The sequence below is a fragment of the Neorhizobium sp. LMR1-1-1.1 genome, from assembly GCF_040675795.1.
Taxonomy (GTDB): domain Bacteria; phylum Pseudomonadota; class Alphaproteobacteria; order Rhizobiales; family Rhizobiaceae; genus Neorhizobium; species Neorhizobium cellulosilyticum.
The window spans coordinates 1,020,023-1,043,021 of record NZ_JBEGHE010000025.1 but is presented as its reverse complement, the minus strand read 5'-3'; the positions used below and the strand labels follow the sequence as shown (position 1 = coordinate 1,043,021).

Annotated in this window: 29 protein-coding genes; 8 read left to right on the top strand and 21 right to left on the bottom strand. The window is 59.9% G+C overall.

Features of this window, described 5'->3' with window-relative positions:
• Window positions 1-88: 88 nt before the first annotated feature.
• From MRBLMR1_RS18240 to MRBLMR1_RS18190, 11 genes are all read right to left on the bottom strand, one after another.
• Complete coding sequence (locus MRBLMR1_RS18240; protein ID WP_148145548.1) at window positions 89-1,372, bottom strand: phage major capsid protein; 1,284 nt, start codon at window positions 1,370-1,372, stop codon at window positions 89-91.
• Window positions 1,369-1,974 (bottom strand): HK97 family phage prohead protease, encoded by a 606-nt coding sequence (locus tag MRBLMR1_RS18235; RefSeq protein ID WP_148145549.1) that lies wholly within the window; start codon window positions 1,972-1,974, stop codon window positions 1,369-1,371. The genes MRBLMR1_RS18240 and MRBLMR1_RS18235 overlap by 4 nt, the downstream gene beginning before the upstream one ends.
• Before the next feature lie 148 nt (window positions 1,975-2,122).
• Window positions 2,123-2,284, bottom strand: coding sequence for a hypothetical protein (locus tag MRBLMR1_RS18230; protein WP_183685000.1), 162 nt, complete (start codon window positions 2,282-2,284; stop codon window positions 2,123-2,125).
• A 10-nt stretch (window positions 2,285-2,294) separates the two neighbouring features.
• On the bottom strand, window positions 2,295-2,621 hold the full coding sequence (locus tag MRBLMR1_RS18225; RefSeq protein WP_148145551.1) for a DUF6107 family protein: 327 nt from the start codon (window positions 2,619-2,621) through the stop codon (window positions 2,295-2,297).
• A 247-nt stretch (window positions 2,622-2,868) separates the two neighbouring features.
• Window positions 2,869-3,177, bottom strand: coding sequence for a type II toxin-antitoxin system RelE/ParE family toxin (locus tag MRBLMR1_RS18220; RefSeq protein WP_148145552.1), 309 nt, complete (start codon window positions 3,175-3,177; stop codon window positions 2,869-2,871).
• Complete coding sequence (locus MRBLMR1_RS18215; RefSeq protein ID WP_148145553.1) at window positions 3,177-3,467, bottom strand: CopG family ribbon-helix-helix protein; 291 nt, start codon at window positions 3,465-3,467, stop codon at window positions 3,177-3,179. The genes MRBLMR1_RS18220 and MRBLMR1_RS18215 overlap by 1 nt, the downstream gene beginning before the upstream one ends.
• A gap of 56 nt (window positions 3,468-3,523) precedes the next feature.
• Window positions 3,524-4,693, bottom strand: a complete 1,170-nt coding sequence (locus MRBLMR1_RS18210; RefSeq protein WP_148145554.1) for a phage portal protein — start codon at window positions 4,691-4,693, stop codon at window positions 3,524-3,526.
• A gap of 79 nt (window positions 4,694-4,772) precedes the next feature.
• The gene (locus tag MRBLMR1_RS18205) at window positions 4,773-5,333 is read right to left on the bottom strand and encodes a hypothetical protein (protein WP_148145555.1); all 561 of its coding nucleotides are present in this window, start codon (window positions 5,331-5,333) and stop codon (window positions 4,773-4,775) included.
• Window positions 5,300-5,770 (bottom strand): hypothetical protein, encoded by a 471-nt coding sequence (locus MRBLMR1_RS18200; RefSeq protein WP_148145556.1) that lies wholly within the window; start codon window positions 5,768-5,770, stop codon window positions 5,300-5,302. Before MRBLMR1_RS18200 ends, MRBLMR1_RS18205 begins: the two co-directional genes overlap by 34 nt.
• 59 nt (window positions 5,771-5,829) lie before the next feature.
• On the bottom strand, window positions 5,830-6,138 hold the full coding sequence (locus MRBLMR1_RS18195) for a Dabb family protein (RefSeq protein WP_148145557.1): 309 nt from the start codon (window positions 6,136-6,138) through the stop codon (window positions 5,830-5,832).
• Window positions 6,139-6,175: 37 nt separating this feature from the next.
• Window positions 6,176-6,844: a lysozyme family protein gene (locus MRBLMR1_RS18190; RefSeq protein ID WP_148145558.1), complete on the bottom strand. Its 669-nt coding sequence runs from the start codon at window positions 6,842-6,844 to the stop codon at window positions 6,176-6,178.
• 173 nt (window positions 6,845-7,017) lie between these two features.
• Between MRBLMR1_RS18190 and MRBLMR1_RS18185 the strand changes: the two genes are divergently transcribed.
• On the top strand, window positions 7,018-7,140 hold the full coding sequence (locus MRBLMR1_RS18185) for a hypothetical protein (RefSeq protein WP_281422902.1): 123 nt from the start codon (window positions 7,018-7,020) through the stop codon (window positions 7,138-7,140).
• Window positions 7,141-7,332: 192 nt separating this feature from the next.
• Here MRBLMR1_RS18185 and MRBLMR1_RS18180 read toward each other — a convergent pair whose 3' ends face one another.
• From MRBLMR1_RS18180 to MRBLMR1_RS18170, 3 genes are read right to left on the bottom strand one after another with little or no spacing between them, the layout of a single operon-like run.
• The gene (locus MRBLMR1_RS18180) at window positions 7,333-7,509 is read right to left on the bottom strand and encodes a hypothetical protein (RefSeq protein ID WP_183684999.1); all 177 of its coding nucleotides are present in this window, start codon (window positions 7,507-7,509) and stop codon (window positions 7,333-7,335) included.
• Window positions 7,510-7,551: 42 nt separating this feature from the next.
• A complete protein-coding gene (locus tag MRBLMR1_RS18175) occupies window positions 7,552-9,078 on the bottom strand; it encodes a DNA-packaging protein (protein ID WP_500065470.1) in 1,527 nt (508 codons plus the stop codon).
• The gene (locus MRBLMR1_RS18170; RefSeq protein WP_148145559.1) at window positions 9,029-9,598 is read right to left on the bottom strand and encodes a hypothetical protein; all 570 of its coding nucleotides are present in this window, start codon (window positions 9,596-9,598) and stop codon (window positions 9,029-9,031) included. The genes MRBLMR1_RS18175 and MRBLMR1_RS18170 overlap by 50 nt, the downstream gene beginning before the upstream one ends.
• 332 nt (window positions 9,599-9,930) lie before the next feature.
• On the opposite strand from MRBLMR1_RS18170, the gene MRBLMR1_RS18165 reads away from it, so the two are divergent.
• Window positions 9,931-10,833, top strand: a complete 903-nt coding sequence (locus tag MRBLMR1_RS18165) for a dihydrodipicolinate synthase family protein (RefSeq protein WP_148145560.1) — start codon at window positions 9,931-9,933, stop codon at window positions 10,831-10,833.
• On the opposite strand, the gene MRBLMR1_RS18160 is transcribed toward MRBLMR1_RS18165, so the two are convergent.
• Window positions 10,830-12,302 carry a protein adenylyltransferase SelO gene (locus MRBLMR1_RS18160; protein ID WP_148145561.1) on the bottom strand — a complete coding sequence of 491 codons (1,473 nt, stop codon included), beginning with the start codon at window positions 12,300-12,302 and terminating at the stop codon, window positions 10,830-10,832. The genes MRBLMR1_RS18165 and MRBLMR1_RS18160 overlap by 4 nt on opposite strands.
• Before the next feature lie 193 nt (window positions 12,303-12,495).
• Between MRBLMR1_RS18160 and MRBLMR1_RS18155 the strand changes: the two genes are divergently transcribed.
• On the top strand, window positions 12,496-12,663 hold the full coding sequence (locus MRBLMR1_RS18155; protein ID WP_162713894.1) for a Thivi_2564 family membrane protein: 168 nt from the start codon (window positions 12,496-12,498) through the stop codon (window positions 12,661-12,663).
• A gap of 92 nt (window positions 12,664-12,755) precedes the next feature.
• Here the strand turns inward: MRBLMR1_RS18155 and MRBLMR1_RS18150 are convergent, their stop codons facing one another.
• From MRBLMR1_RS18150 to MRBLMR1_RS18140, 3 genes are all read right to left on the bottom strand, one after another.
• The gene (locus tag MRBLMR1_RS18150) at window positions 12,756-12,980 is read right to left on the bottom strand and encodes a hypothetical protein (RefSeq protein WP_148145562.1); all 225 of its coding nucleotides are present in this window, start codon (window positions 12,978-12,980) and stop codon (window positions 12,756-12,758) included.
• Window positions 12,981-13,071: 91 nt separating this feature from the next.
• A complete protein-coding gene (locus tag MRBLMR1_RS18145) occupies window positions 13,072-14,235 on the bottom strand; it encodes a vWA domain-containing protein (protein ID WP_500065466.1) in 1,164 nt (387 codons plus the stop codon).
• 179 nt (window positions 14,236-14,414) lie between these two features.
• Window positions 14,415-14,603 carry a hypothetical protein gene (locus tag MRBLMR1_RS18140; RefSeq protein ID WP_148145564.1) on the bottom strand — a complete coding sequence of 63 codons (189 nt, stop codon included), beginning with the start codon at window positions 14,601-14,603 and terminating at the stop codon, window positions 14,415-14,417.
• A gap of 161 nt (window positions 14,604-14,764) precedes the next feature.
• Between MRBLMR1_RS18140 and MRBLMR1_RS18135 the strand changes: the two genes are divergently transcribed.
• Window positions 14,765-15,688: an acyltransferase family protein gene (locus tag MRBLMR1_RS18135; protein ID WP_500065464.1), complete on the top strand. Its 924-nt coding sequence runs from the start codon at window positions 14,765-14,767 to the stop codon at window positions 15,686-15,688.
• Window positions 15,689-16,022: 334 nt separating this feature from the next.
• Here the strand turns inward: MRBLMR1_RS18135 and MRBLMR1_RS18130 are convergent, their stop codons facing one another.
• A complete protein-coding gene (locus tag MRBLMR1_RS18130; protein WP_148145566.1) occupies window positions 16,023-17,351 on the bottom strand; it encodes an aspartate aminotransferase family protein in 1,329 nt (442 codons plus the stop codon).
• A gap of 104 nt (window positions 17,352-17,455) precedes the next feature.
• Between MRBLMR1_RS18130 and MRBLMR1_RS18125 the strand changes: the two genes are divergently transcribed.
• Window positions 17,456-18,328: a LysR family transcriptional regulator gene (locus tag MRBLMR1_RS18125; protein WP_148145567.1), complete on the top strand. Its 873-nt coding sequence runs from the start codon at window positions 17,456-17,458 to the stop codon at window positions 18,326-18,328.
• 4 nt (window positions 18,329-18,332) lie between these two features.
• Here the strand turns inward: MRBLMR1_RS18125 and MRBLMR1_RS18120 are convergent, their stop codons facing one another.
• Both MRBLMR1_RS18120 and MRBLMR1_RS18115 read right to left on the bottom strand, forming a co-directional pair.
• Window positions 18,333-19,316 carry a GGDEF domain-containing protein gene (locus tag MRBLMR1_RS18120; protein ID WP_500065461.1) on the bottom strand — a complete coding sequence of 328 codons (984 nt, stop codon included), beginning with the start codon at window positions 19,314-19,316 and terminating at the stop codon, window positions 18,333-18,335.
• Window positions 19,317-19,562: 246 nt separating this feature from the next.
• Window positions 19,563-20,465 carry a LysR family transcriptional regulator gene (locus MRBLMR1_RS18115; protein WP_148145568.1) on the bottom strand — a complete coding sequence of 301 codons (903 nt, stop codon included), beginning with the start codon at window positions 20,463-20,465 and terminating at the stop codon, window positions 19,563-19,565.
• 133 nt (window positions 20,466-20,598) lie between these two features.
• Between MRBLMR1_RS18115 and MRBLMR1_RS18110 the strand changes: the two genes are divergently transcribed.
• The 3 genes from MRBLMR1_RS18110 to MRBLMR1_RS18100 all read left to right on the top strand — a co-directional run bounded on the left by MRBLMR1_RS18110 (window position 20,599) and on the right by MRBLMR1_RS18100 (window position 22,962).
• Window positions 20,599-21,396: a type 1 glutamine amidotransferase domain-containing protein gene (locus MRBLMR1_RS18110; protein WP_148145569.1), complete on the top strand. Its 798-nt coding sequence runs from the start codon at window positions 20,599-20,601 to the stop codon at window positions 21,394-21,396.
• 226 nt (window positions 21,397-21,622) lie between these two features.
• Window positions 21,623-21,928: a putative quinol monooxygenase gene (locus MRBLMR1_RS18105; RefSeq protein WP_148143877.1), complete on the top strand. Its 306-nt coding sequence runs from the start codon at window positions 21,623-21,625 to the stop codon at window positions 21,926-21,928.
• Window positions 21,929-21,954: 26 nt separating this feature from the next.
• A complete protein-coding gene (locus MRBLMR1_RS18100) occupies window positions 21,955-22,962 on the top strand; it encodes an aldo/keto reductase (RefSeq protein ID WP_148143878.1) in 1,008 nt (335 codons plus the stop codon).
• Window positions 22,963-22,999 lie beyond the last annotated feature (37 nt).

The window sequence follows — 22,999 nt, the reverse complement described above, 5'->3', positions numbered from 1 at the left end:
AGGGAGATGGCTTGCAGCGATGGGAGAAAGCGGTCGCGTCCGCCCCTCCATTCGCTATTCGCCACTCCCTATTCGCTTCGCGGCAGCATCAGCTCACCGCAAACTTCACCAGCTTGATCGCCTCGAAATTCTGCACCCCGCCGCCGACGCGCTTGGTGGTGTAGAACAGGACATAAGGCTTGGCCGAATAGGGATCGCGCAGGATACGAACTCCCGCTCGGTCGACGACCAGATAACCGGAGCGGAAATCGCCGAACGCGATCGACAGCGAACCCGCCGCCACATCCGGCATTTCTTCGGCTTCCGCCACCGGAAAGCCCATCAGCGTTGCCGGCTGACCGGCAGATGCCGGCGGGCGCCACATGTAGTTGCCGTCGGCGTCCTTGAACTTGCGGATATCGGCCTGCACCTTGCGGTTCAGCATGAAGGTGCCGTTCTGCCGATGCCCCGCCTTCAGCGAATAGATCGCGTCGACCAGCGTGTCGGATGGTCCGGTGGATTTCCAGGCGCCCGCGGCCCCGGTCGCGATATAGCCGAGATTGCCCCAGGTCCAGGCGCTGTCGGCCACCGCTGTATAGGACAGAAATCCCTTCGGCTTGTTGACGCCATCGCCGCGGATGAAGGCATCGCCCTCCTGTTCGGCAAAGACGATATCCACCTCGCCGGCAATCCAGGCCTCGATATCGACCGCGGCATCGTCAAGCAGCGCCTGCGTTGCCGCCGGCATGGCGTAAAGTTCCATGGTCGGAAAGGACAGTTCGGCAAGCTGCGGCGCATTGGTCTGCGGCCGCGCCGCTGTCTCAGCCACCCAGCCTGTAGCAAGACCGGTCGTCGCGAACGGCTTCTTCAATACGGCGGTCGAGACGGTGCGCACGGTCGAAAGCGCCCGCATCGGCGAGACGACGGCAACCCGCCTGCCGATCTCGCTATCCGTCTCGTCCGGCACGAGATAACCACCATCCGCACCGCTGCCTGCCGACATCGCCTTGGCTTCCAGCTCGCGCAATCCCGCCTCGTCACCACGGCGGACATAGGCATCGAAGGCGGCCTTGTGCTCCGCCACCTCCGGCGACAGTTCGGCTCCTCCATGGGTATTGGCACGGGCCGATCCGAGCTGCGGCCGTGCCTTTTTCAGAACAAGCTGGTCGAGAACCTTCTTCTGGTCGTCCATTGCCCGGTTGATACGGTCGACCTTGTCACGGGTGACGATATCCGATGTCAGCTTCTGCTCGATCTCGCCGAGCCTGCGGTCGTTGACATCCTTGAAGGCCTCGAATGCCTCCATGAACTCGTCGAAAGCCGCCGTTACCGTCTCGGGTATGGCCTTCACTTCGGGCGCCACCTTGTTTGCCTGCATAACCTGCTCCGTCATATCGATTTTCCCTTGAAGCTTGAGGTGAACATCATCTTCGCCGCCCGCCGCATCTGGCGGACGAGTTCTGTTTCCCGATCTCGAAAGAACCGGGCATGCTTGACGTCGGAAACCCTGGCCGATGGCAACATCGGAAAGGTCACGACGGAAATTTCCCAAAGATCGGCTTCGAGGATGCGCCGCACCCCTGTCTTGGCATCGGTGCGCGCCTTGACGGTCCGAAACCCGATCGAAAGCCCGTCCAGCGCACCCGTTTTCATCAGTGAAAACACCTCGCGCGAGCGGCCCACGCCCGGCGACAACACGCCCTCGACAAAAAGCCCGCGGGCATCCTCGCGGATCGTCTTCCAGGCGCCGATCGGCTCGTTCGGATCATGCTGGTAAAGCATCCGCACGCCATCCGCGCCGCGGGCGACAAGCGAGTTCAGAAACGCCCCGCGCTCGATCTTGTCCTTGCCGAGATCGACCTCGCCGAAGACGCTGGCATAACCGGAAAAGGTGCCGTCGCCGGTAATCCCGGCCAGTTCCAGATTGGCGAATTTTCGGGCCGTCGGGCGCAAAGGAATACGCATGGGGGCGCGATGCCCGCGGTAAGCGTGCATGGAAATCTCCTGAATGAACTGAACGAACGGCTCGGCGTGCGCTCTTGGCTGAGTTGAAGCCCCGTGCGAGCCGCACTATATTCGGAGCACGGGTCCTTGAATGGAGCGCGCCATGCAGACGTTGATGCTCATCGCACTCGGTCTCATCTCAGGCACGGCAGTGATAGCTGGAGCAGTCGGCCTTGCCCTGCATCCACCAGCCATTTTCCGAAAGCCGCTTCTGGCCGATGCCCTCGAAAGAGCGGATCACGCCCTGGGAGACGCGGTCATGTATACCGGCACCGATGAAGGTGGCGGTGGTGAAATCCACAGCTGACCACCTAACGTCGACCACCGTATCTCTCCGCCACCCGCGACAATGCGCCCAGCACCCACCAGGCGCAGAGGCTCGCCGCAGCCGACCCCGCCAGCATCGTTTCCGCTCCCGAGAGCATGCCGGAAATGCCGAGCCTTTCTGCCAGCCACAGCCCCGTCGGTCCGCCAAAAATCAACCCGCATGTCACGCCCGTCGCAAACCGGCTCGCCGCCTCGCGCCTGCTTTTGGGCAGAAGGTAGATCAGCGACACGCCGGCGCCGGCAAAAGCACCCGCCGTCTTTGCCGCCCAGACGCCGATGATCGCGCCCGGATCCTGTCCAAGGTCAGCCATAGTTAATCCCTTGTCGGTTAGAGAGGGGGGCAGTCAGTCGAGATCCCAATCAGGCGCATCTCGGAAAGGCGTGTACCCACAGCACCTTCGGACAATTGCGGCGCCGTGTTACCGCGAGCGCAGGCGGATATTGGTCAACTTTCAGAATCGCTTGTAGAGAAGCCTTGAGAGGTTGAGTCCGACGCTTCGGAGGTTGCGTGAGAGGCTGAAGCTTGAAAGCTGCAGCCGATACCTGCCTTCTCAACGCTCAGTCGAGCTTGAACTGCGGGTACTCGGCCTCGACCTCTCTCGGGGCTTGTCTTCCGTGACGAATGGCAACCACCATGATCCCCACGTCGTCTTCTTGATAATCGATCTGGTAGGGCGCGGAGATATAACGCCGAACCCCTTTAGCACCATCGATGACAGGTCCGATCTGCGGATACTCGCCAATCAGTTTGGTCGCGGCCCTGATTTGCCGAACAACAGCAAGAGCGACACGCTTATCGAATTTCGCCAGATAGCCCTGCTCACGTTTCAGATAGGCCAAAGCTCGATCCGAAAGGCGAATTTTCATCAGGCGGCGTCTTCTCTAGAAAGGCGCTCAAGTTCGGCAAAAACCTCTTCGGCGTCGTGGACGCGACCGGCCTTCACATCGTCCAGCCCCTGCCTAATTTCGAGCAGATCGCTGCCCTCATTGATCAGGTAATATTTCAACGCCCGCACAATCACCCAGCTGCGGCTGCGATCGGCAGTTTCGGCAATCCTCTCGATATCCTCGAGAATGTCTTGCGGCACACGCAGCGTGATCGGATCGGACAGGACCGGCTTGTCGGCCGATTTGTCGGCGTTCTTCTTGTCAGCCATAGGAGCCTCCATTTGTAATACGACGTATTACAAATTACACCCATGCGGCCATTCGCTCAATATCCCACTGCCTCGCGTTTCTCGTCGTCGGTCAGAAAACCCGCCGCCCCGACCCGCGCCCACAGTGCTTCGCGCTCGGCACTCAGCCCCGCAATCCGGTCGAGATCCGGCTCCAGCCGTAATTCCCCGTAGATCTCGGACAGCCAGGCGGAGAAGCTCGCGGCAGTTCGCGCAATCAGCGGCAACACGGTCAGCCTGTAGAAGGCGCGGTTGGCCTCCTGGTAATTGGCATAGGTATTGTCGCCGGGAATACCGATCAGCATCGGCGGCACGCCGAGCGCCAGCGCGACATCCCTTGCGGCGCCATTGCGCGCCTCGATGAAATCCATGTCCTTCGGCGAAAGCCCCATCGCCTTCCAGTCCAGCCCTCCCTCAAGCAGCAAGGGCCGCCCGGCATTGACGGCACCGGAATACCCCGCCTCCAGCTCGTCCTTCAGCCGCTGATACTGGTCGGCCGAAAGATTGCCGCCATCCTTCGGCTGATAGACGAGCGCGCCGGAAGGTCTCGCCGAATTGTCGAGCAAAGCCTTGTTCCAACCCGCCGCCGCATTGGAGAGATCGAGTGCTGCTCCCGCCGCCACAAGCGGCGAAAAGCCAGAATGGTCGTCGAGCGGGTGAAACAGTTTTAAGTGCAACAGCGAAAGCCTCCCATCCTCGGCTTCAGCCGCAAGCCTGCGCGTTCCCCCACCGGCGCGATAATCATACCCCGTCACCCAGCCATCGCGCCCCTCAACGACGCTCACCCGATCGGGCCGCAACAGATGCAGTTCGCGCAAACTGCCGCCGATCGCCAGCGGTTCGACATAGGCATTGCCGGAGAGGAGCAGATGCCCGTAGAGCGCCTCGAAAAAATCCGGTCCGCCCTGCCGTCCGTTTGGACGCAGAAGCAGCGCCAGCGCCGGATGATCCGCAACCTCCGCAACACCTTCGTAAGCCAGCCACGGCACAGCGGCTGCAGCCTCCGCAATCATCCGCACCGCCCGATATGCCACCGGATTGCGCATGAACCCTGTCCGCGCCAGCGCCGCATAAGACCTGCCGGACCAATGCGCCGTTCCCTCGCTGGCAAGCACCGCAAAGGCGGACGCGACGCCCTTCCCTTGATCTGCAGACACGGCTTTGCGTTCCCCCGTGGAAAGCCACGGCAGGCGAAAAGGAGATTTCATTCCAGTGATCCTTTATTTAAAGGCCAAACTAACCGTGGAGTGGAGTCTGCGCGCCGGAAGTGGCGGGCTCTCACAGATTTTAAGCGGCAAGTGCGTTTACGCTCTGCTTAAAATCTTTCCAGCTCCGCTTTCTTTCTGCGTGACGTGCGTGAAGTCCCGTAAGATGATATATCCATTTCCGATCGAACCATAGGCCGGCAACCATCTGCTGCCCCTCATATGGGTCGATGTCCTGACGATAGGATTTTCCACCGGTCGTACCGCTCGTTATGGCAATTGGTCCAACCGGATTATTCAGCGCAATCAAAAGCTGTGAAACGAATGGTGACTTAGCGCTCATGACCTCGACGATGAATGGTGATATTTCTTTCGGAGTCGCTGAAGCGTCGTAAGCTTTGAAAAGAAGTTCATTGAGTGCCGATGGACCAGCTTCGTCGATGGCGCCCGTAACGAGAACCAGATGCCATTCTCCCAAACCTCCGGCATCGAACTGCATGCCTGTCGCGCTATCTTTTACCATTTGCGTCTCATTGACCCGAGCCCACAGCAAACCCTCGGGGTTTAATCGCAAACGCCGCAATGATGCCAGATATTCCTGGCCGGCCCTCAGCAGGGCAGGTGAAAGGTTTTCACTATCCACTCAACCACTCCTTCGCTTGAGAATGCATCTCTATAAATCTGTTCGGCATATTTCTCAGGCATGGAGCTTGGATTATAGCCATGCCGGCGCCGCCAATCCAGAATTGTCTTCAGGCGAAATCTAATCGGATGCCGTCCTAAGCCCTCCGGGGTTACGCCGAGTTCCTTCAGCAGCCCCCACGTTTCGTGAACCCAGAGGTCCTTACGCTCACCGCTATCAGGCCATCTGTTCCACCCTTTTTGCTGCATGATCGCAGCCTTGAGATAGCACTCGACGGCAAAGCCGGTATGGTCCCAAACTAAGGAAAACTGCTTATCCTTTTTCAGGGCGCGCGCGCCGTTTCGATGTCGCTGCGCAAGCGCTATCCAGTCATCAACTGAATGTGCAGTATTTTCCCAATCCATAACCGCCCCCGCAGCCGAGAAAATCACTGACATCTATCGGTGTCAACAAGTGCATCTCATACAGGTCAGTTCAGGTCAGTTACGGATATAGCCTACCTGAGCGGCGTCTTTGCCGCCTTGTCGCTGTCATAGTCTGCAGCAATGCGCATCTCGCGAAGCGGCCGCACGGTTTCAGTCGATTTCTGATAGATCGGATGCGCCTTGTAGGCTGCCAGCGCCGCCTCGTTTTCGAACTCGCCGTAGACGACGAAGTCGACTTCCCGGTCCCACTGGTCGGTTTTTACATTCGTGCCGATTTCCAGAAGCGATGCATGCGGGTTTGCGGTCAGCATCGAAAGCCCTGCCCTGACATCCTCGAGATTTTCGGACGTGGCCGTGAAAAACACGATATGGCGTATCATCGAAACTCCGCAGCACCTCATTCAGACAAGGTGCCTGCTAACACGCGTCCCCGCCCGCATCAATGCGCCTCGGCAAAGCCAGCCGGTATGCCTTGGCGTATCCCGCCACAAGTTCCGCCCGATCCGTCCCGTTGACGATCTTTCGCGCACCGGTCCAGTCTCTCCTGCCGTCAGCGAAATAATCACCGAGCCTGCGACCGGTAAACGAGCCCTCGAGCATGCCACTGACAAGGATCGCGACTGCAACGCCCATCTCCATCGCACGCCCCGGCTCGGAAACGAGATCGATCCCGGTCAGTGCCGACATCGCCTCGTAATTTCTCCGATGTGTCAGTTGCACGAAGCCGCGGCCAAGCCAGGTCCTGCCCTCGGCATCCGGCCGCCAATAGGGTGTCTTCACCGCGGGAAGCCGACCCGCCTTGAAGGCTTTTTCCAGCCGGGCAATCGCTTCCTCATCATTGAGCGCCAGCGTCTCGCGCACCGGCTGCATCGTCGCCGCCGTCTCATGGAAGGCTGTCGCCAGCACATAGGCCAGCGCATCGTCGCCACCTGCAGACTTTCGAACGGCCACGCTCAGTTTCGTCCATCCGTCGAGAATCGTATTGAGCCCGTTAACCTCGCGCTGCTTCAGACACCCGGAAAACAGGCTCTTGCGCACCTCGTCGAAGAAAATGCGACGTTCCGCCGCATTGTTAAGCTTACCCATTTACCGCTCGCCTTCACCGTGTTGCGACTTTCAATCGGTTTAAGAAAACTAAATCGTTTTAACGACTTAAAGGCTAATTTACTTTTGTCTCGAGCTATGGAACCAATATGGCCATGCGACGTTATGTCGACGCTTTTCCATGATGGTGCAGCGCAACAAAAAAGGAGATCATGATGATGCCGCAGCCCGCTCAGGCAGCCCCTTCGAAACCGATCCCGCAGGAAGTTCTGGATCGCATGGAATCCGAATGGAAGCAGATGCAGGAAAACAATTCCCGCCAGCCGAACCAGCGCTGAGCCAGATAACCCATCCGGATATCGCCGATGTCCGGATGGCGTAATTACGTGGCACCGGTCCTTATGGGAACGGTGCTTTTGTTTGGTGCAAGCATGCTGGTCAGGGTGGCCATGGATCCATCCTGCGCTCCGCGACAAGCCGAGCATTCACGCCGAATGCAGCAATCCGAACAAACTCTCTTGCGGCTGTCATCACTGCCGCGAAATCAACAATGCCTGTTCTATCGCGAGCGCGCCGCGCTCATCGCCGAACAGATAAGACCAGGCGATCGGTGTTTCGGGCCGGGCCGCAACGGTGAAGCGCTGAGAAGGCAGACCGAGGCTCGGCTTTACAAGGACCTTGCCGAAAGCTGCACGCTCTAGGGTCAAAGCCCCTATCCTGATTGAGCTTTGCCCCTAAAGCGCATTGCATCATATCCCGCGCACCCGCGGTTCGCCCTGCCCTTCCAGAACCAGCGCCGTCAGCGCCCAGACCAGCGCATCCAGCCTGTCAGGTGAGCGCCCCGATGACAGCCCGTCGGGACCAAAATCGCACATCTGGTCCTCCAGTTCGATAAACCGCCCTGCATGCGCCACCCTTCCCTGTTCGTAGAGCGCCGCCACCGGCTCGGCCCGCAGAAACTTTCCCCGCGTCGCCCTGACCATGGTGATTGGCAGCGCCACGTCGACACTTCGGAGCATCGCCGTCACCATCTCGCCGCCCTGGTTGACCTCGGCGACGATCCTGTCGGCAGAAAACCGCCGATATGCCCTCACGACAGACTGCGCCCACTGGGCAGGCGTCGCGCCCTCCACGGAACAATCCGCCAGCACAACGGCCCGCCCCTCCGGCTCCAGCCCGGCCACGACGATGCCGCAACAGGAATTCTGTCCTATGCCTGCGGGCGGATCGACCGCAACGACGATCCGCCTTAAGGCCGGCACGACCCGGATCACGCAGGCCTCGATCTCCGAGCGGCGCCACAGCGCGTCCTCGCGGTCCTCGATCAGCTCGCCAGCCAGTTCCTGCCGGCCCAGCCTCGTGCCGCCATACCGGCGCTCCAGCGCCTCGATAAAACCCGGCGCCAGGTTTTGCCGGTTGTCGCCGGTGGCGATCCTGACCAGCCGCGTCGAAGGATCGGCGATCAGCCGCTTCAATACCGGAACCGGCCGCGGCGTCGTCGTCACCAGCTGCCGCGGATCGTTGCCCAGCCGCAGGCCGAACTGCAGCATGTCGAATGTCTCTTCGGCATGTTTCCATTTCCCGATCTCGTCGCACCACGCATAATGAAACTGCGGCCCGCGCAGCGCCTCCGGGTCCTCGGAGGAAAATATCTGCGCCACCGCCCCGTTCGGCCAGACAAGCCGGCGCCGCGAGATTTCAAAGTCCGGAGACTTGTCGCGCGCAATCCGGCAGATACCGGATACGCCGTCGATCATCACCTCGCGGGCGTCACCCAGCGTTTCCGCCACCAGCGCGATCCTCAGATCGGACCGCTCTCCGGCAGAAGCCAGCTTATGCACCCATTCGGCCCCGGCCCGCGTCTTGCCCGATCCGCGTCCGCCCATGACCAGCCACGTGCGCCAGTCACCTGCGGGCGGCCTCTGTTCCGGTCGACCGTTGACGTCCCAGTCCCGTTCATAGCGAGAGACGAACCGTGCCGGTACCACAAGCCCCTCCACCTCGACGACCGCGGAAGGTTGCGTCGCCGCTGTCGAAGATGCTTCAGCCGTTTCTATTTCATGCGCATGGCTTGCCCCTCGCGCCAATATGTTTTCCGCGCTGGTGACCGCCATGCATTCACTCTCATGCTGCTCGTCGATACCCTGCATGCCTGCCTGATGTTGGGCAGCGATACGACTTTTCTGCTTGGCGAGACGCCTCGCGTCGGATGCCCGTGCACGACGCTCAGCCCGTGCCCGATGGCGGATCGGTGCCCGCTCGTCGAGGCTCGGCATCAGAGGCAGCGCCGTTTCGGATCCAGGTAGCAAGAAGACTTTTGGCCCGTTCATCCGCCTTGTCCGCTATCAGCCGCTGCAGGCGGTCTTTCGCCTCTCCATAGCCGCCCTCATCGGCCACGCGCTCGGCCTCGATCTCGCGATCCCGCGCCAGCTGCCTTTGAAGACTGTCGACCTTTTCGAGCGTGCGCACGATCAGGCTCATGGCGTCGGTCGCCGCCTTCACGTCGGCGCGCGCCAGCTTCTGCGCCGCCTCGTCGCCATCCGTCAGAGCGCCCGCCGCGCTCTCGCGCATCTTGCGGAAGGTGGAAAACTGCTCGCGCATCTCCACCGTCATGTCGTTTAATAGCTTGCGTAGTTCGTCGCTCGCAGAAACGCCGCCATCCGCCGACTTGATCTCAAGCGCAATCCGCACTTCATCCGCCAGCACGGCATCCTCCGTTGGCATCTCGTCGCCATAGGCCGCGCGATCCCGCCAGATGCCGAACAGGCCCGGATCGAAACTGTCGAACTCATCCATGGCAGGCTCCATGAAGCGCACAGGCAAATCGCCGCCAGCCTCTTCGGCTGCAGCGTTTCGTTCCCGTATCGCAATGTCGGATTAGAATGGTTGCTCAAGTCCTGGCGCGCTCAACTATAGGCGCACACCCGTCGAAGCCCCCCGCCCTCAAGCGCAGTTCTTCGACTATGCCTGAACCCTATCAAAGCACCGTTACGCCGTCAAGGATTATTTTCCTATCTTGGTGTTTTTCGTAAATAGGCGGAGACGATCTCTGCGCTGTCGTCTTAAGCCCTTGCGATCGTGGTGCAATCGCTCATAGTGGCCACCCATTCGTTTCGCCGGAGAATTCGATGCCGACCACACCGCCCGCCTTTACCGGCCTTTCCGCCTTCCCGCTGACGCCTGCGGACGAAGCCGGCCGCGTCGATACCGATGCCCTGCAGCGACTTCTTTCGCGCGTTGTCGAGGCCAAGACGAATTCGATCGGTCTTCTCGGCAGCACCGGAACCTATATGTACCTCACCCGCGAGGAACGCCGCCGGGCGGTGGAGGCCGCGGTCGAATGCGTTGGCGGCAAGCTCCCGCTGATCGTCGGCGTCGGCACTCTGCGCACCGACGATGCGGTGGCGCTTGCCCGGGATGCGGCATCAGCCGGCGCCCACGCGCTGCTTCTTGCGCCGGTCTCATACACGCCGCTCACCGAGGAAGAGGCGTTTCGCCATTTCGAAGCGGTCGCCGCCGCAACCGATCTGCCGCTTTCGATCTACAACAACCCGTCAACCACGCATTTTTCTTTCAGCGAGGCACTGATCGGGCGCCTGGCTGGCCTTGCCAATGTCAGCGCGGTGAAAATGCCGCTGCCGAAGGGCGGCGATTTTTCAGGCGAGATCGCTCGATTGAGAGCCGCCACACCGGCCAATTTCGCCATTGGCTATAGCGGTGACTGGGAGTGCCCGCATGCACTGCTGGCCGGTGCGGATTGCTGGTACAGCGTCGTCGCCGGTCTGTTCCCCAAGCCCGCGCTAGCCCTGACCCGCGCGGCGATCAGCGGCAACGCGGAAGAAACGAAGCGGCTGGATACCTCCTTCCACCCTCTCTGGCAGCTGTTCAAGACGCATGGCAGCCTGCGCGTGGTCTATGCGGCCGCGAACCTCATGGGCATCACCAAAGCCCAGCCGCCGCGCCCCGTCCTGCCGCTGGGTTCGGAGGCCGTTCGGGATATCGAAGCAGCCATCTCGCTTCTGAAGGACTAGGTCCCACAGAAGGTTCGCGTCACCCTTTCTTCAGGTGTTGGCGGCGTCATGTAATCGGCAAATCCGGGACGCTCCTCATAGGGCTTTTCGAGTGCTGAAAGCAGCCGCTCGAAGAAGGAAAAATCGCCGTAATTGGCAGCCGAAATCGCCTCTTGAATGCGGTGGTTGCGCGGGATGATCGCCGGATTGACGGCACGCATCGCGTCGGCACGGCCAGCGTCACCTTGAGGCTCCTGCGCCAGCCGCTCGCGCCACAGTCCCAGCCATTCCGCAGCCTTGGAAGGATCGGCGAACTGGCTCAGGAACCGTTCGTCCAGCCCTTCCGCCGCATCCGCCAAACCACGGAAAACAAGCGTGAAATCCGCCTCCTGATCCTGCATTGCCGAAAGCAGCTGCTGTACCAGTTCTCCATCATCATCGGCTTCACTCGAAAGCCCGATCTTGGCCCTGAACACCTTGATCCATTCCGCCTGAAACCGCTCGCCGAACTCTCTCAGAACCTCGTTCGACGCGTCGACTGCCCTGTCCTGATCCGCGTCGATTACCGGCAGCAGGCATTCCGCCAGTCTGGCGATGTTCCACTGGCCGATGCCCGGCTGGTTGCGATAGGCGTAACGCCCGCCATGATCGATCGAGGAAAACACCTTCATCTGATGATATTCGTCGAGAAAGGCGCAAGGGCCGAAGTCGATCGTCTCCCCCGATATGGTCATGTTGTCGGTGTTCATCACACCATGGACGAAACCGACGCCGAGCCAGCGCGCGATCAGCTCCGCCTGCCGGAATGCCACGGCCTGCAGCAGTGCCGCATAGGGGTTCTCGGCCGCCTTCAACTCGGGATAATGCCGGTCGATAACATAGTCGGCCAGTTCCCTTATGCCATCCGTATCGCCGCGCGCAGCAAAGAACTGGAAGGTGCCGACCCGCACATGGCTTGCCGCGACACGAACGAAGACCGCACCCTGCTCCACCGTCTCGCGATAGACCTGCTCGCCGGTCGTCACCGCCGCCAGCGCCCGTGTCGCAGGAATGCCGAGCGCAGCCATGGCCTCGGAGACGATATATTCCCGCAGCACAGGCCCCAAAGCCGCACGGCCGTCGCCACGGCGGGAAAATGGCGTCGGGCCTGCGCCTTTCAGCTGGATATCGCGACGAATACCGCCTCGATCCACCACTTCGCCCAGCAGGATCGCACGGCCGTCGCCGAGCTGCGGCACGAAACTGCCGAACTGGTGGCCGGCATAAGCCATCGCAAGCGGCATCGCCCCTTGTGGCACCACGTTGCCGGAAAATGTCGCCGCCAGCCGATCCGGATCGGAAAGATCGGCCTCGACGCCAAGCTCTTTCGCCAGAGCCTCGTTGAACATGATCAGCTTCGGCCCCTCGACCGGCTCGGGATAAACCGAAGCGTAGAACCTGTCGGGCAGACGGGCATAGGAGTTGTCGAAGTGGAACAAGCATGTCTCCATCGGGCATATGGGCCTTTTCGCCCAATATGGGAAATAGCAGGCGAGGAACAAGCCGAAACATCTGTGCCTGTCCGGACCGAATGATAAAGCGCCCACACTATCTTATTGAGCACCCTTTCCTTTTCCGCATCGTCTCATAATTACAGTTTCGTGATCGGCGCAGGACGCGCCGCAAATTATGGAGACTGGGGCTATGGGTTTGTCGCTTCTGATCAGCATCCTGATCACTTTCCTCGTGATCGTGCTGGTACTTTATCTTGTCAACATGCTGCCGCTTGACGCAAAGGTCCGCCAGATCGTGCGGGTTGTCGTCATCATCATCGGCATCATTTCGCTTCTGAAATATCTGGCGGTGTTCTAGCCCTTCCCGACCGAACCATTTGCCCGGACGGATCACTTGGGTCCGCCCGGGCAATGGCGGCTTTCGCCTTGGGAGCCTGCTATCTCGAAATGTCAGGAATTCATGGATTTCAGATGGGTGACGACCTCCGCCTGACGCTTGTCATCGAGAATTTCCACCCGGTCGTGCCAGAAGCGTGATGCCTCCTCGGGTTCGTCTTCCCACTTTCGGGTGGTGACGAAATTATCGTCGAGCTTGGCAAGCCGCGTTCCGCCGAGCCTGCGATATTCCTCGGCCAGTTCCAGAGCCTGCGTCTTTTCTCCATGTGCCTCAACCATATGCATCCCTTTCCTTTGTGCCTCCGAAGGTTAGAACAGGAAGGTCGCCGTCCGGTTCCCGCGTGACGCGGGAGGAAATGCTAAAGGCAGGCTAGTTGGTCAGTCGGTTCACCGGCTTGATCGCGTTGTCGGCAATCGACTTGAACGATGCAACCAGGGCTTCCATCGTGTTGGGTTCGTAATAGTTGCCAGCGGCAGAGGCGCAGTATTTCAACAGTTCCTGCCCTTTGGGCGGAGCCATGAAGGCGACGGTGTAGATCTTTATTCCGGCCGTCTTTGCGGCCGCGCATCCGTCACGTACGTTCTGGTCCAGCCTCTGGCTCCAGTCCACGCTATTGCCGGTCATATCACCATCGGTCATCAGGATCATGATGCGATCCGATGTCTTGTTGCCTTTCTTGGCCTGCTCGACGCTCTCGGTATCGGTGCCGTAGATGTTGCTCTTGATGTTGGAGGTCGCGGTGGTCACCGCCGCCGTCGCGTCCGTTCCACCAACCGGGTTAAGCGTCATGGCATTGACGTAGTTCCTTGCAGCCGTCGTTCCCCAGGCGACCGCCGACTGGCCCTTGATGCCGTTGGTATAGGAGATCGTGCCGGTGCGGACAAAGCGGGTCTTGGGATCAGATTTGTCGAGGGCGTCAAACATCGTGGCTGCAGCCTGTTTCAGCGCTTCCACCTTGGTCACATAAACAGTCTGCTGGCCGATACAGATGCCGAGCAGGTTGATGACGCATTTCGTGCCCTTCACCGTCGTCGTGTTCTCCGCCATCGAAGCAGATTCATCGAGCAGGATTTCCATCGATATGCCATTGCTTGCCGCAGCCGCTCCGTCAGCACCAGTACCGCTTCCGGTGCCCGATATCGTGCTGCTAGAGGCATTTACGGGATAGGTTCGCCCGGCGAAAAAACTGGTAAGCGGCGTCAGCGGAATATCGGCAGAGGAGGTTACCGAGACCGTATAGCTCTTGGCCCCCGTCGATGCATCCGTGTTGGTGACGATTGCCACCGTCGTCGCGTTCTTGATCGTCGCGGTGTCGGTGGTGTTCATGTAATTGGCTAACTGGCCCGCCAGAAAATCCTTGCCGAGCTTCTGGCCGGCCGCGGTATCGGAACCGTTGGCCATAGCACCTGAAACGGCAAGGGCCGCGGCATCCGTCGCCTCCTGCAACTGGCGTTTCGAAACCATGAGATTGGCGGTGTCGACCGCCAGCCCGGCGCCTCCCAGCAACATGGGCAGGATGAGCGCAGTCATCATCCCGAAGTTACCAGCCGGGTCGGAAACGATGCTGCGATTGGCTCTATCGAATATTAGCATGGCGGCATTTAACGCAAAGAAGCGCTATTCGTGTCGCCATACATTCAAACTTGCTTAATTAACGATAATCAGGACTCAAGACGTTGTTCTGCAATGGGAATACCAGGCTCCGGGCCGCCTCAGGTGAGATAGGGCGCAAGCTCAAGCAGTTGATTTTCCTGTCTCACGCCGATCTTGTAAAGATAGATGAGATTGGCTGCCAGACGCCGGGGCTCTCCGCCGTCCTCCCAGCCCTCCGCCCGCAGTTGGCAATAGACACGCCGGATCATCAGGATATCTCCCGCAGCAATGATGCTTTCGGCCATCATGGCCGCCCTCCTCGAAAGCATGCTGAAACCGGCCCGGCTCACAAGCTGACGCAGCTCAGGGCACCGGCATTAATGCTATAAAAAGGATTTTGTATACTGAACTTGACACTTTCAGCCCGCAAAACAATAAGAATTTATATTATTAATGAAGCGGGTATATTATGCAACAGACACTGCATGCCAACAACATTGGTTTTCTTCGACTGCTGTTTGCTTCTCTCGTAATAGTCTCTCACGCGTCAGAGATCATCGACGGTAATAGATCCCGAGAAATATTGTCTGGCGCGCTTGGAGCGCGGACATTCGCGGAGCTTGCCGTGGACGGGTTCTTTCTTCTTAGCGGTTATCTGATCACTCAGAGTTACGACCGCTCCAGCAACCCAATTTCATTTCTGAAAAAACGCGCTTTCCGTATCTATCCGGGTTATCTGGTCGCGGTCTTTATTTGCCTGGCGCTTGCACCCTTGACAGGCGCTGCAATCGGTTATTACGGGATGGGTGACCTGCTTCGTCTCACCCTGGAAATCGTAACGCTTCACGGCCCCTCGCAACCCGGTTTCATAGGATTACCCTATGAAATCCTGAACGGTTCGCTTTGGACGATCTCTTACGAATTCCGTTGCTACATATTCGCCTTGCTCGTCGGCCTCGTCGGTCTGAGCCGAAAACGCTTTGCCTTTGCTGCGATATCGGCGGCACTGCTCCTCATGACGATGATGCCTTTGGATATCCAGATCCCGAACAGGATCGCATTTTTCACCGGTTATTATTCCGAAAGCGTTCGTCTGTTTGCAAACTTCTCTGTCGGCGCGTGCTTCTATCTGTTCCGCCGGGAAATTCCGTTCACCAATACCCTTGCCATTGCCAGCACCACCGCTCTGGTCGTGATGATGTTCCTTGAGTACTTCGAAATCGCAGCCTTCGCCGTCTTTGGCGGCTATCTGATCTTCTGGTTCTCCTTTGCAGTAAAATCAGAAGCGATATCGCGGATAAACGCTGACGACGACGTTTCCTACGGAGTGTATATGGCTGGCCGATTTCAGGCACCCTTCTCTATTTCGTTGGTGTCCAATCGCCAGCGATGATGATCGCGCTGAGCCTGCCCTTGGCCTATATGGCTGGTTATCTCAGCTGGATCCTCGTGGAACGGCCATTCCTCCGCAGGTCACCGAAAACGATAAAGACGTGATCGCCTCATCCATCCAGAAGCACGATGGTTGCACTGGGAGGATACTCAGAACCAAGTAATGGCGAGGGTGGCACTTTGTGTGAAACGCCCCCTTGAGGATGCCGAATAGATTGGGCCCGCGGCTCATCAGCCCTCATGCCGTATCCTGCCGCATGGGCAGGATACGGTCGATATTCGTCATTTGGAGGTTTGCGCCCGGCCGTGTCTCCGAGCGGTCTTCCGTCTATCGGCTATCCTTGAGCCGCCACGATCGCGTCGGCCATGATCTCGACGCCGCGGTCGATCTCGGCGTCCGAAACGGTTAGCGCCGGAGCGATGCGGAAGACGCCGCCCATGCCGGGCAGCTTGACGATGTTCATCGAAAGGCCGCGAACCATCGCTTCTTCCATGATCTTCGCGCCAAGCTCGAAACCGGGCGCCTTGGTGTGGCGGTCGGTCACCACTTCCAGCCCGAGCAGAAGACCGCGGCCGCGCACGTCGCCGATGCATTCGAAACGCTGCTGCAGCGCCAACAGCCCGTCCTTCAGGCGCTTGCCGCGGGTTATCGCCTGCTGGACCAGATTGTCACGTGCCATCACATCCAGCACGGTCACACCGACAGCAGCCGGCAGCGGGTCCGATACGTGGGTCGTGTAGAAGAGGAACCCCTTCTCGAACGCTTTCTGCTCCACTTCCGCGCTTGTCATGACAGCGGCAAGCGGAAGGCCGGCGCCGAGCGTCTTCGACAGCGTCATGATATCGGGCGTCACGCCGTCACGCTGGAAGGCGAACATGTTACCGGTGCGGCCGACGCCGGTCTGTGCCTCGTCGAGGATAAGCAGCATACCGCGCTCCTCGCACTTCTTCTTCAAGGCCGCGAGATAACCGAGCGGCAGTTCGAGAATGCCGCCGGAAGACAGGATCGGTTCGGCGATGAAGGCGGCGAGATTGCCGGTCGACTGATTGTCGATCAGATGGAACGCATCGTCTAGCTCGGCCTGCCAGTCGTTCGATCCGTCCGGGTTCCTGAAGCGCGGGCGATAGGCATTCGGTGCCGGGATGACGAAGGAGCCGGCCGAGACCGGACCATATCCCTTGCGACCGGCGCTGTAGGTGGCGGAAGCCGCAGCTCCGGTCATGCCATGCCAGCTCTGGGCGAAGGCAACGATTTCGTGCCCGCCGGTCACGAGCTTCGCCATGCGGATGGCCGCCTCGTTGGATTCGGCACCCGTTGTCAGCAACTGGACACGGTCGAGGCCCGGGGCGAGCGCGGCGAGCCTTGCTGCCAGCTCCACCACCGGACGCGACAGCATGCCGGAGAACAGATGCGCGACCGAGGCCATCTGGCGGTTTACCGTCGCCACGATATCCGGGTGGGTGTGGCCGAGCACGGCGCTCATCTGGCCGGAGGTGAAGTCGAGAATCGCGCGGCCATCGGCATCGTAGACGAAGCTACCCTCAGCGCGTTCGATGATGACGTCCTCGAAGGCCGGCCCGTAACGGGTCAGGTGCTTGTCGGCATCGGCCCAGAAGGCCGGATCGTCATTGCGCGACGTGAGGTTTCTGGCGGCGTTTTCCATGACGGTTCCCCATTGTGATTGATTGGCCGGGAGGGTAACAAGCCACTGGCACCTCAGTCCAATTGATAGTATTTCAATCCGATATCCATTTCGCTGATATTGCCATGCTTGATCTCGCGCTTCTGAAAAACTTTGTCGTCGTTGCCCGCACGGGTTCCATCAGCCTTGCCTCCAACCAGGTCGGGCGCACCCAATCCGCACTCAGCATGCAGATGCAGCGGTTGGAGGCCGAGGTCGGTCAGCCGCTTCTGCAGCGCACCGGCGCCGGCATGCGGCTGACTGCGGCAGGCGAGAGACTGCTGGCCCATGCCGAACAGCTGATCGCGCGGCATGACGAGATCCTGGCAGATATGGGCGGGCTGGCGCTGAAGGGGGCGGTCAGCCTCGGATGTCCGGAGGACTATTCGATCGCTTTCCTGCCGGAGCTGCTGAAACGCTTTTGCGCTGCCAATCCGCAAGTGGAGCTGAGGCTTGTCTGCGCTCCGACGATCGGGCTTCGGCCGCTCATCCAGCGCCGGCAGATCGACATGGCGCTGGTGTCGCTGCCCGATGCGGATGATGCCGCGGTGATCCGGCAGGAGCGCTTCGTCTGGGTGGCGGACAGGCCGGATACGCAGCTGCTGTCCAACGAGATCCTGCCGCTGGCGCTATCGGCGCCGACAACACTCGATTACCGCGCCGCCTGTGACGCGATGGAGGCCGTCAACCGCCGTTATCGAGTAGCGTTTGCCAGCGACAGTCTTGCTGGGCTGATCGCGATCACTCGCGCAGGCCATGCGGTCAGTGTACTGACAAAAACGGCGGTGCCGCCTGACCTTCACATCATCGAGCATGGGCTGCCGCGTCTGCCGACGATCGGTATAGCGCTTGAGTTTTCCGAAAGCCGCCCGTCCTCCGCTGCCGCGATGCTGGGAGAGCATATCCGCCGTCACCTGCCATCGCTCAGGGATCCTGCGGCGGCGGTGCGGGGTCTTTGATCTTTCACCCCACTCGCGCCGCCGTATCGAGGCTGATCTGGTTGCGACCGCGCATCTTGGCGGCGTAGAGCGCGAGGTCGGCACGGCGATAGAGGTCGTCAGCCTTCTCGTTTCTTTCGGCGCAGGCGATGCCGGCGGAGAACATGTAGCGAAAACTGACCTGATCCGGCAGAGGCCGAGACAGCCTGACTGCCTCAAGCATGCGCCCGACGATCACCTCGGCATTTTCCGCGGTGGTATTGGGAAGGATGAGAACGAACTCCTCTCCGCCGACACGGCCGAGGACATCCGTCTTGCGGACGTAGCTCTGCAAGGTGGCGGCGAAATCCTTCAGCACCGCATCCCCGACCGAATGGCCGAAACGGTCGTTGATATATTTGAAATTGTCGATGTCGAGCACGGCGATACAGCCTACGGGCCCCCAATGCAGCCCGTTGACGTTACCCTCGTCACGCATAGCGAGAAGATCGTTGAGCTTTGCCATGACGAAACGGCGGCTCGGAATACCGGTCAGTTCGTCGGTATGGGAAGCCTTGATCGCGTCGTCGCGGTCCTGCCGCAAGGCACGCTCGTCGGGGCGGATTGAGGTGATGTCGCTCGCCACGCAGAGCATCCAGCCATCATCCTGCGTCGTCTCCGTCATCCACAACCAGCGGCCATCGTGGAGGTCCGTTTCGAAGGCGCGAAAACCTGCCTTGCCGCGCCGGGAGATGGTGGACGCCAGCCATGCCTCGAAATTTTCGACCTTGATGACGGTGCCGCGCCTTGCGTGGAAATTTCGACGCATCAACTCCGACCAGAGCGGATGTTCACCTTCTTCGATGAACCATGCCGCACGAAACGCACGGTTGGCATAACGCAGCCGATCCTGGTCGTCATAGAGCGCCACGCAGACGTCAGCGGCTTCCATCAGCCGGACGGCCTGCAACATCGTTTTGTCGTCGTCCAAGGCCTTCATGCCCTCAGGAATAGTGTAACTGGTCGGCATCGGTATATCCGATACCTATGAAAGATCGGTTATGGCGGGTTCAGCCCCTCATCTCTGCAATCTTTTGGATTATCGTCAGTTTCTGCGGGTCTGCCTAGGGCAGGATATGGCCATATTGCTTTCGCCAAATAACCATTCCGATAGGCAGCCCGGACAGTCACACAGCGACCCTTTCGGACATATGTCGCTTCTCGTTGATATAGATATCCGCAGTGTTCAGAATTCGAATGAAGGCATAGCTGATATTCAGCGCGCCAACTCCCTGGCAACGTCACCGATCAACCCACGCAGCCAGCGATGCGCCGGGTCGTTGCGGTGGCGGACATGCCAGGCCATCTGGACGGGAAAGGTGCCGAGATCGACTGGCGAGGGAAGCACCTTCAGCCGTGGATCGAGCGCAATACGCCGGCAGATCAATGCCGGAAGCGTGGTGCAGTAGTCAGTGACGGCTACAAGTTCCGGAATGGAGAGGAAATGCGTGACGGACACCGCCACCTCACGCTTCAGCCCCTGCCGCTCCAGAGACTGGAACAGGCCGGCGCGTAACCGGCCGGGCGGCAGCATGTTGACATGCTTCAGCCGCTCATATTGCTCCTTGGAGATGCTGTCGCCGATATCGGGATGATCGGCACGGACAACGCAGGCAAGTCCATCCTCCATAAGATGCTGGACGACGAGATTATCCGGAGGATCGGTGAGCCTCCCCAGCACCATAGCCGTGGTGCCGGACATCACGCCCGTCTCGGCGATATCGCTGCCGAAGGGAGTGAGCCGCAGCCGGATGCCAGGCGCCGCCTGGCGCAGCCGCTCAACGATGGCCGGCACCAACACGAATTCCACATAATCGTTGGGTGCGATGGTGAACAGCCGCTCGGCAGTCAGCGGGTCAAAGTCCTGCTGGCCGAGTATGACATCATCCAGCTTCGCCAGCGCCTCCACAATCGCAGGGGCGATCTCTTCTGCGAGTTCGGTCGGCCGGATGCCATATCGCTCGCGTACGAAAAGCGGATCGCGAAAGGTCTCGCGCAACCGGTTGAGCGTGTTGGACAGCGCCGGCTGGGTGATGCCGAGGCGTTCAGCGGCGCGGGTTACATTGCGCTCCTCCATCAGGACAACGAAGACCGGCAGTAGGTTGAGGTCGTATCTCATTCAAACACAACGCCTATTCAGTTATAACGCCTTGATTATGTCTGGAATAGATTAAATAAATTTCCGAAATGTGTCGAGATGGCGCATCGTCAGGCTGTCCAAAACGGACAACACAACTCTAAGGAGAAAGACGATGAGCAAGGGCAAGGTACTGGTCATCGGGTCCAATGCGACCCGGATCGAAACCAAAGACGGCCGCACGGGTGCGACCGGTCAATATCTCAACGAAACCGTGGTGCCGATGCTGGCATTGATCGATGCCGGTTACGAGGTTGTGCTGGCGACGCCGAACGGAGCGAAGCCGCATATGGACGAGGCATCCGACAGTGCAGAGCATTTCGGTGGCGATGTCGCGGCTTACGAAAAGGCCAAGGCCTTCTGGGCAAACGACACGTCGATGAACAGCGGCCTGACGCTGCGCGGCGCAATAGAACAGGGGCTCGACAATTTTGCGGCTATCTTCGTTCCCGGCGGCCAGGGCCCGGTCGTCGACCTGATGATCGACCCCGACATGGGCGAAATCGCAAGGCATTTCCACGAAAAGGGCAAGCCTTCCGCCTATCTGTGCCACGGCCCGATAGCGACTGTCGCCGCCATGCCGCATGCCCGCGAATTTCGCTCGGCACTGGTGGCCGGCGATGAGGCCAAGGCGCGCGAATGGGCCAAGGGCTGGCAATATGCGGGCTACAAGATGACAGTCTTTTCCGACACGGAAGAAAAGGTCGTCGAGGATTATGTTCTGCACGCCAAACTCTATTTCAACATGATCGAGGCGCTGACGGCGGCAGGTGGTGATGTAAGCAAGACCAAGATCGATTTCGAACCGAATGTCGTCATCGACCGTGAACTGATCACCGGCCAGAACCCACGTTCGGATCACCCGATCGCCGCAGCACTGATCGAGGCACTGGATCGCAGGCTGGCTGCGTGACAGTAAACATACTTGGCAGAAATACCCCTCTGGCCTGCCGGCTTTCCTGGGGCGAGCCGCCTGTCTCGCCCCGCTCTTCGAGCCCCCACAAGGGGGGAGAAGACCTAAGGCGACCGCCTGTCCCAATTAAGCCACGGCAGGTCGACCGGGCTAAGCCCTCCCCCTTGTGGGGAGGGTTGGGAGGGGACTTTTTACACGCGCGACGGCTCACCCAAAGGAACACGCCATGACTACCGAAACCAACAACGCCAAAATCATCGCCATACTCACCGCCCTGCCCGGCAAGGCCGCTGAATTGCGGGCGCTGCTTGCCGACACCGCACCTTCCTGCCGTTCCGAGCCGGGCAATCTGCGTTGGGATGTCTGGCAGGACCGGGCGAACCCCGAACGCTTTATCCTCGATGAACTCTATATCGATGCGGATGCGGTTGAAGCGCATCGCGAGACGCCCCATTTCAAAAACTACGCTTCAAAGATCAACAGCTTGGCCGAGCGGTCCGCCTATGTGGTCACTCCCGTCAATCTCGGCTGACACCCCTGAAAAGAAGGATAGACCCCATGGCACTCAAGGATATTCTGCCGAGCAGGCTTGGTTTCGGCGCAGCCCCGCTCGGCAACATGTTTCGCGATATTCCCGAGGATGAGGCGCGCGCCACGGTGGAAGCCGCCTGGACCGACGGCATCCGTTATTACGATAACGCCCCCTTCTACGGCGCAGGGCTGGCCGAGATCCGCATGGGCGATGCGCTCAAGGACAAGCCGCGCGACCAGTATGTGATCTCGACCAAAGTCGGCCGCTACATTCTCGACGAGATCGAGGATGTCAGCGCCCGCGAGCAGGGCGAAAAGGCCGGCGTGTTCAGCCACGGTCTGCCGAACAAGGTGGTCAACGACTACAGCCATGACGGCACGTTGCGTTCGATCGAGCAGAGCCTGGAAAGACTGAAGACCGACCATATCGAGATCGCCTTCGTGCATGATCTGGCGCAGGATTTCTGGGGCGACCGGTGGCTGGAAAAGTTCGAGGAGGCCCGAAATGGTGCCTTCAAGGCACTCGACCGGTTGCGCAACGAAGGGGTGATCAAGGCCTGGGGGCTGGGCGTCAACAAGGTCGAGCCGATCGAGCTGGTGCTCGAACTGGACGAACCGAAGCCCGATGCCTTCCTGCTTGCCGGCCGTTACACGCTGCTCGACCATGACAAGGCCTTGCAGCGGGTGATGCCGATGGTGGCAGAGTGGGGCCTGGGTGTCGTCGTCGGCGGGCCTTATAGCTCGGGCGCTCTGGTTGGCGGACCGAATTTTGAATATGCGCCGATCAAGCCTGACATGGCTGCGAAGATCGCGAAAATCAAGGCGATTGCCGACCGCCATCAGGTGAGCATGAAGGCTGCCGGCCTGCAGTTCTCACTCGCCAACCCGGCCGTTGCCGCCGTCATTCCCGGCGCCAGCCAGCCCTCGCGCATCGCCGAGGACAGCGCGGCCCTGAAGGAAGTCGTGCCTGCCGATTTCTGGCGGGAGTTGAGGGCGGAAAAGCTGGTGAACCCCGCGGCGCCGCTGCCAGCTTAAACCGTCCTTTCTCGAGATATAACGCCCCGGCAGGTCT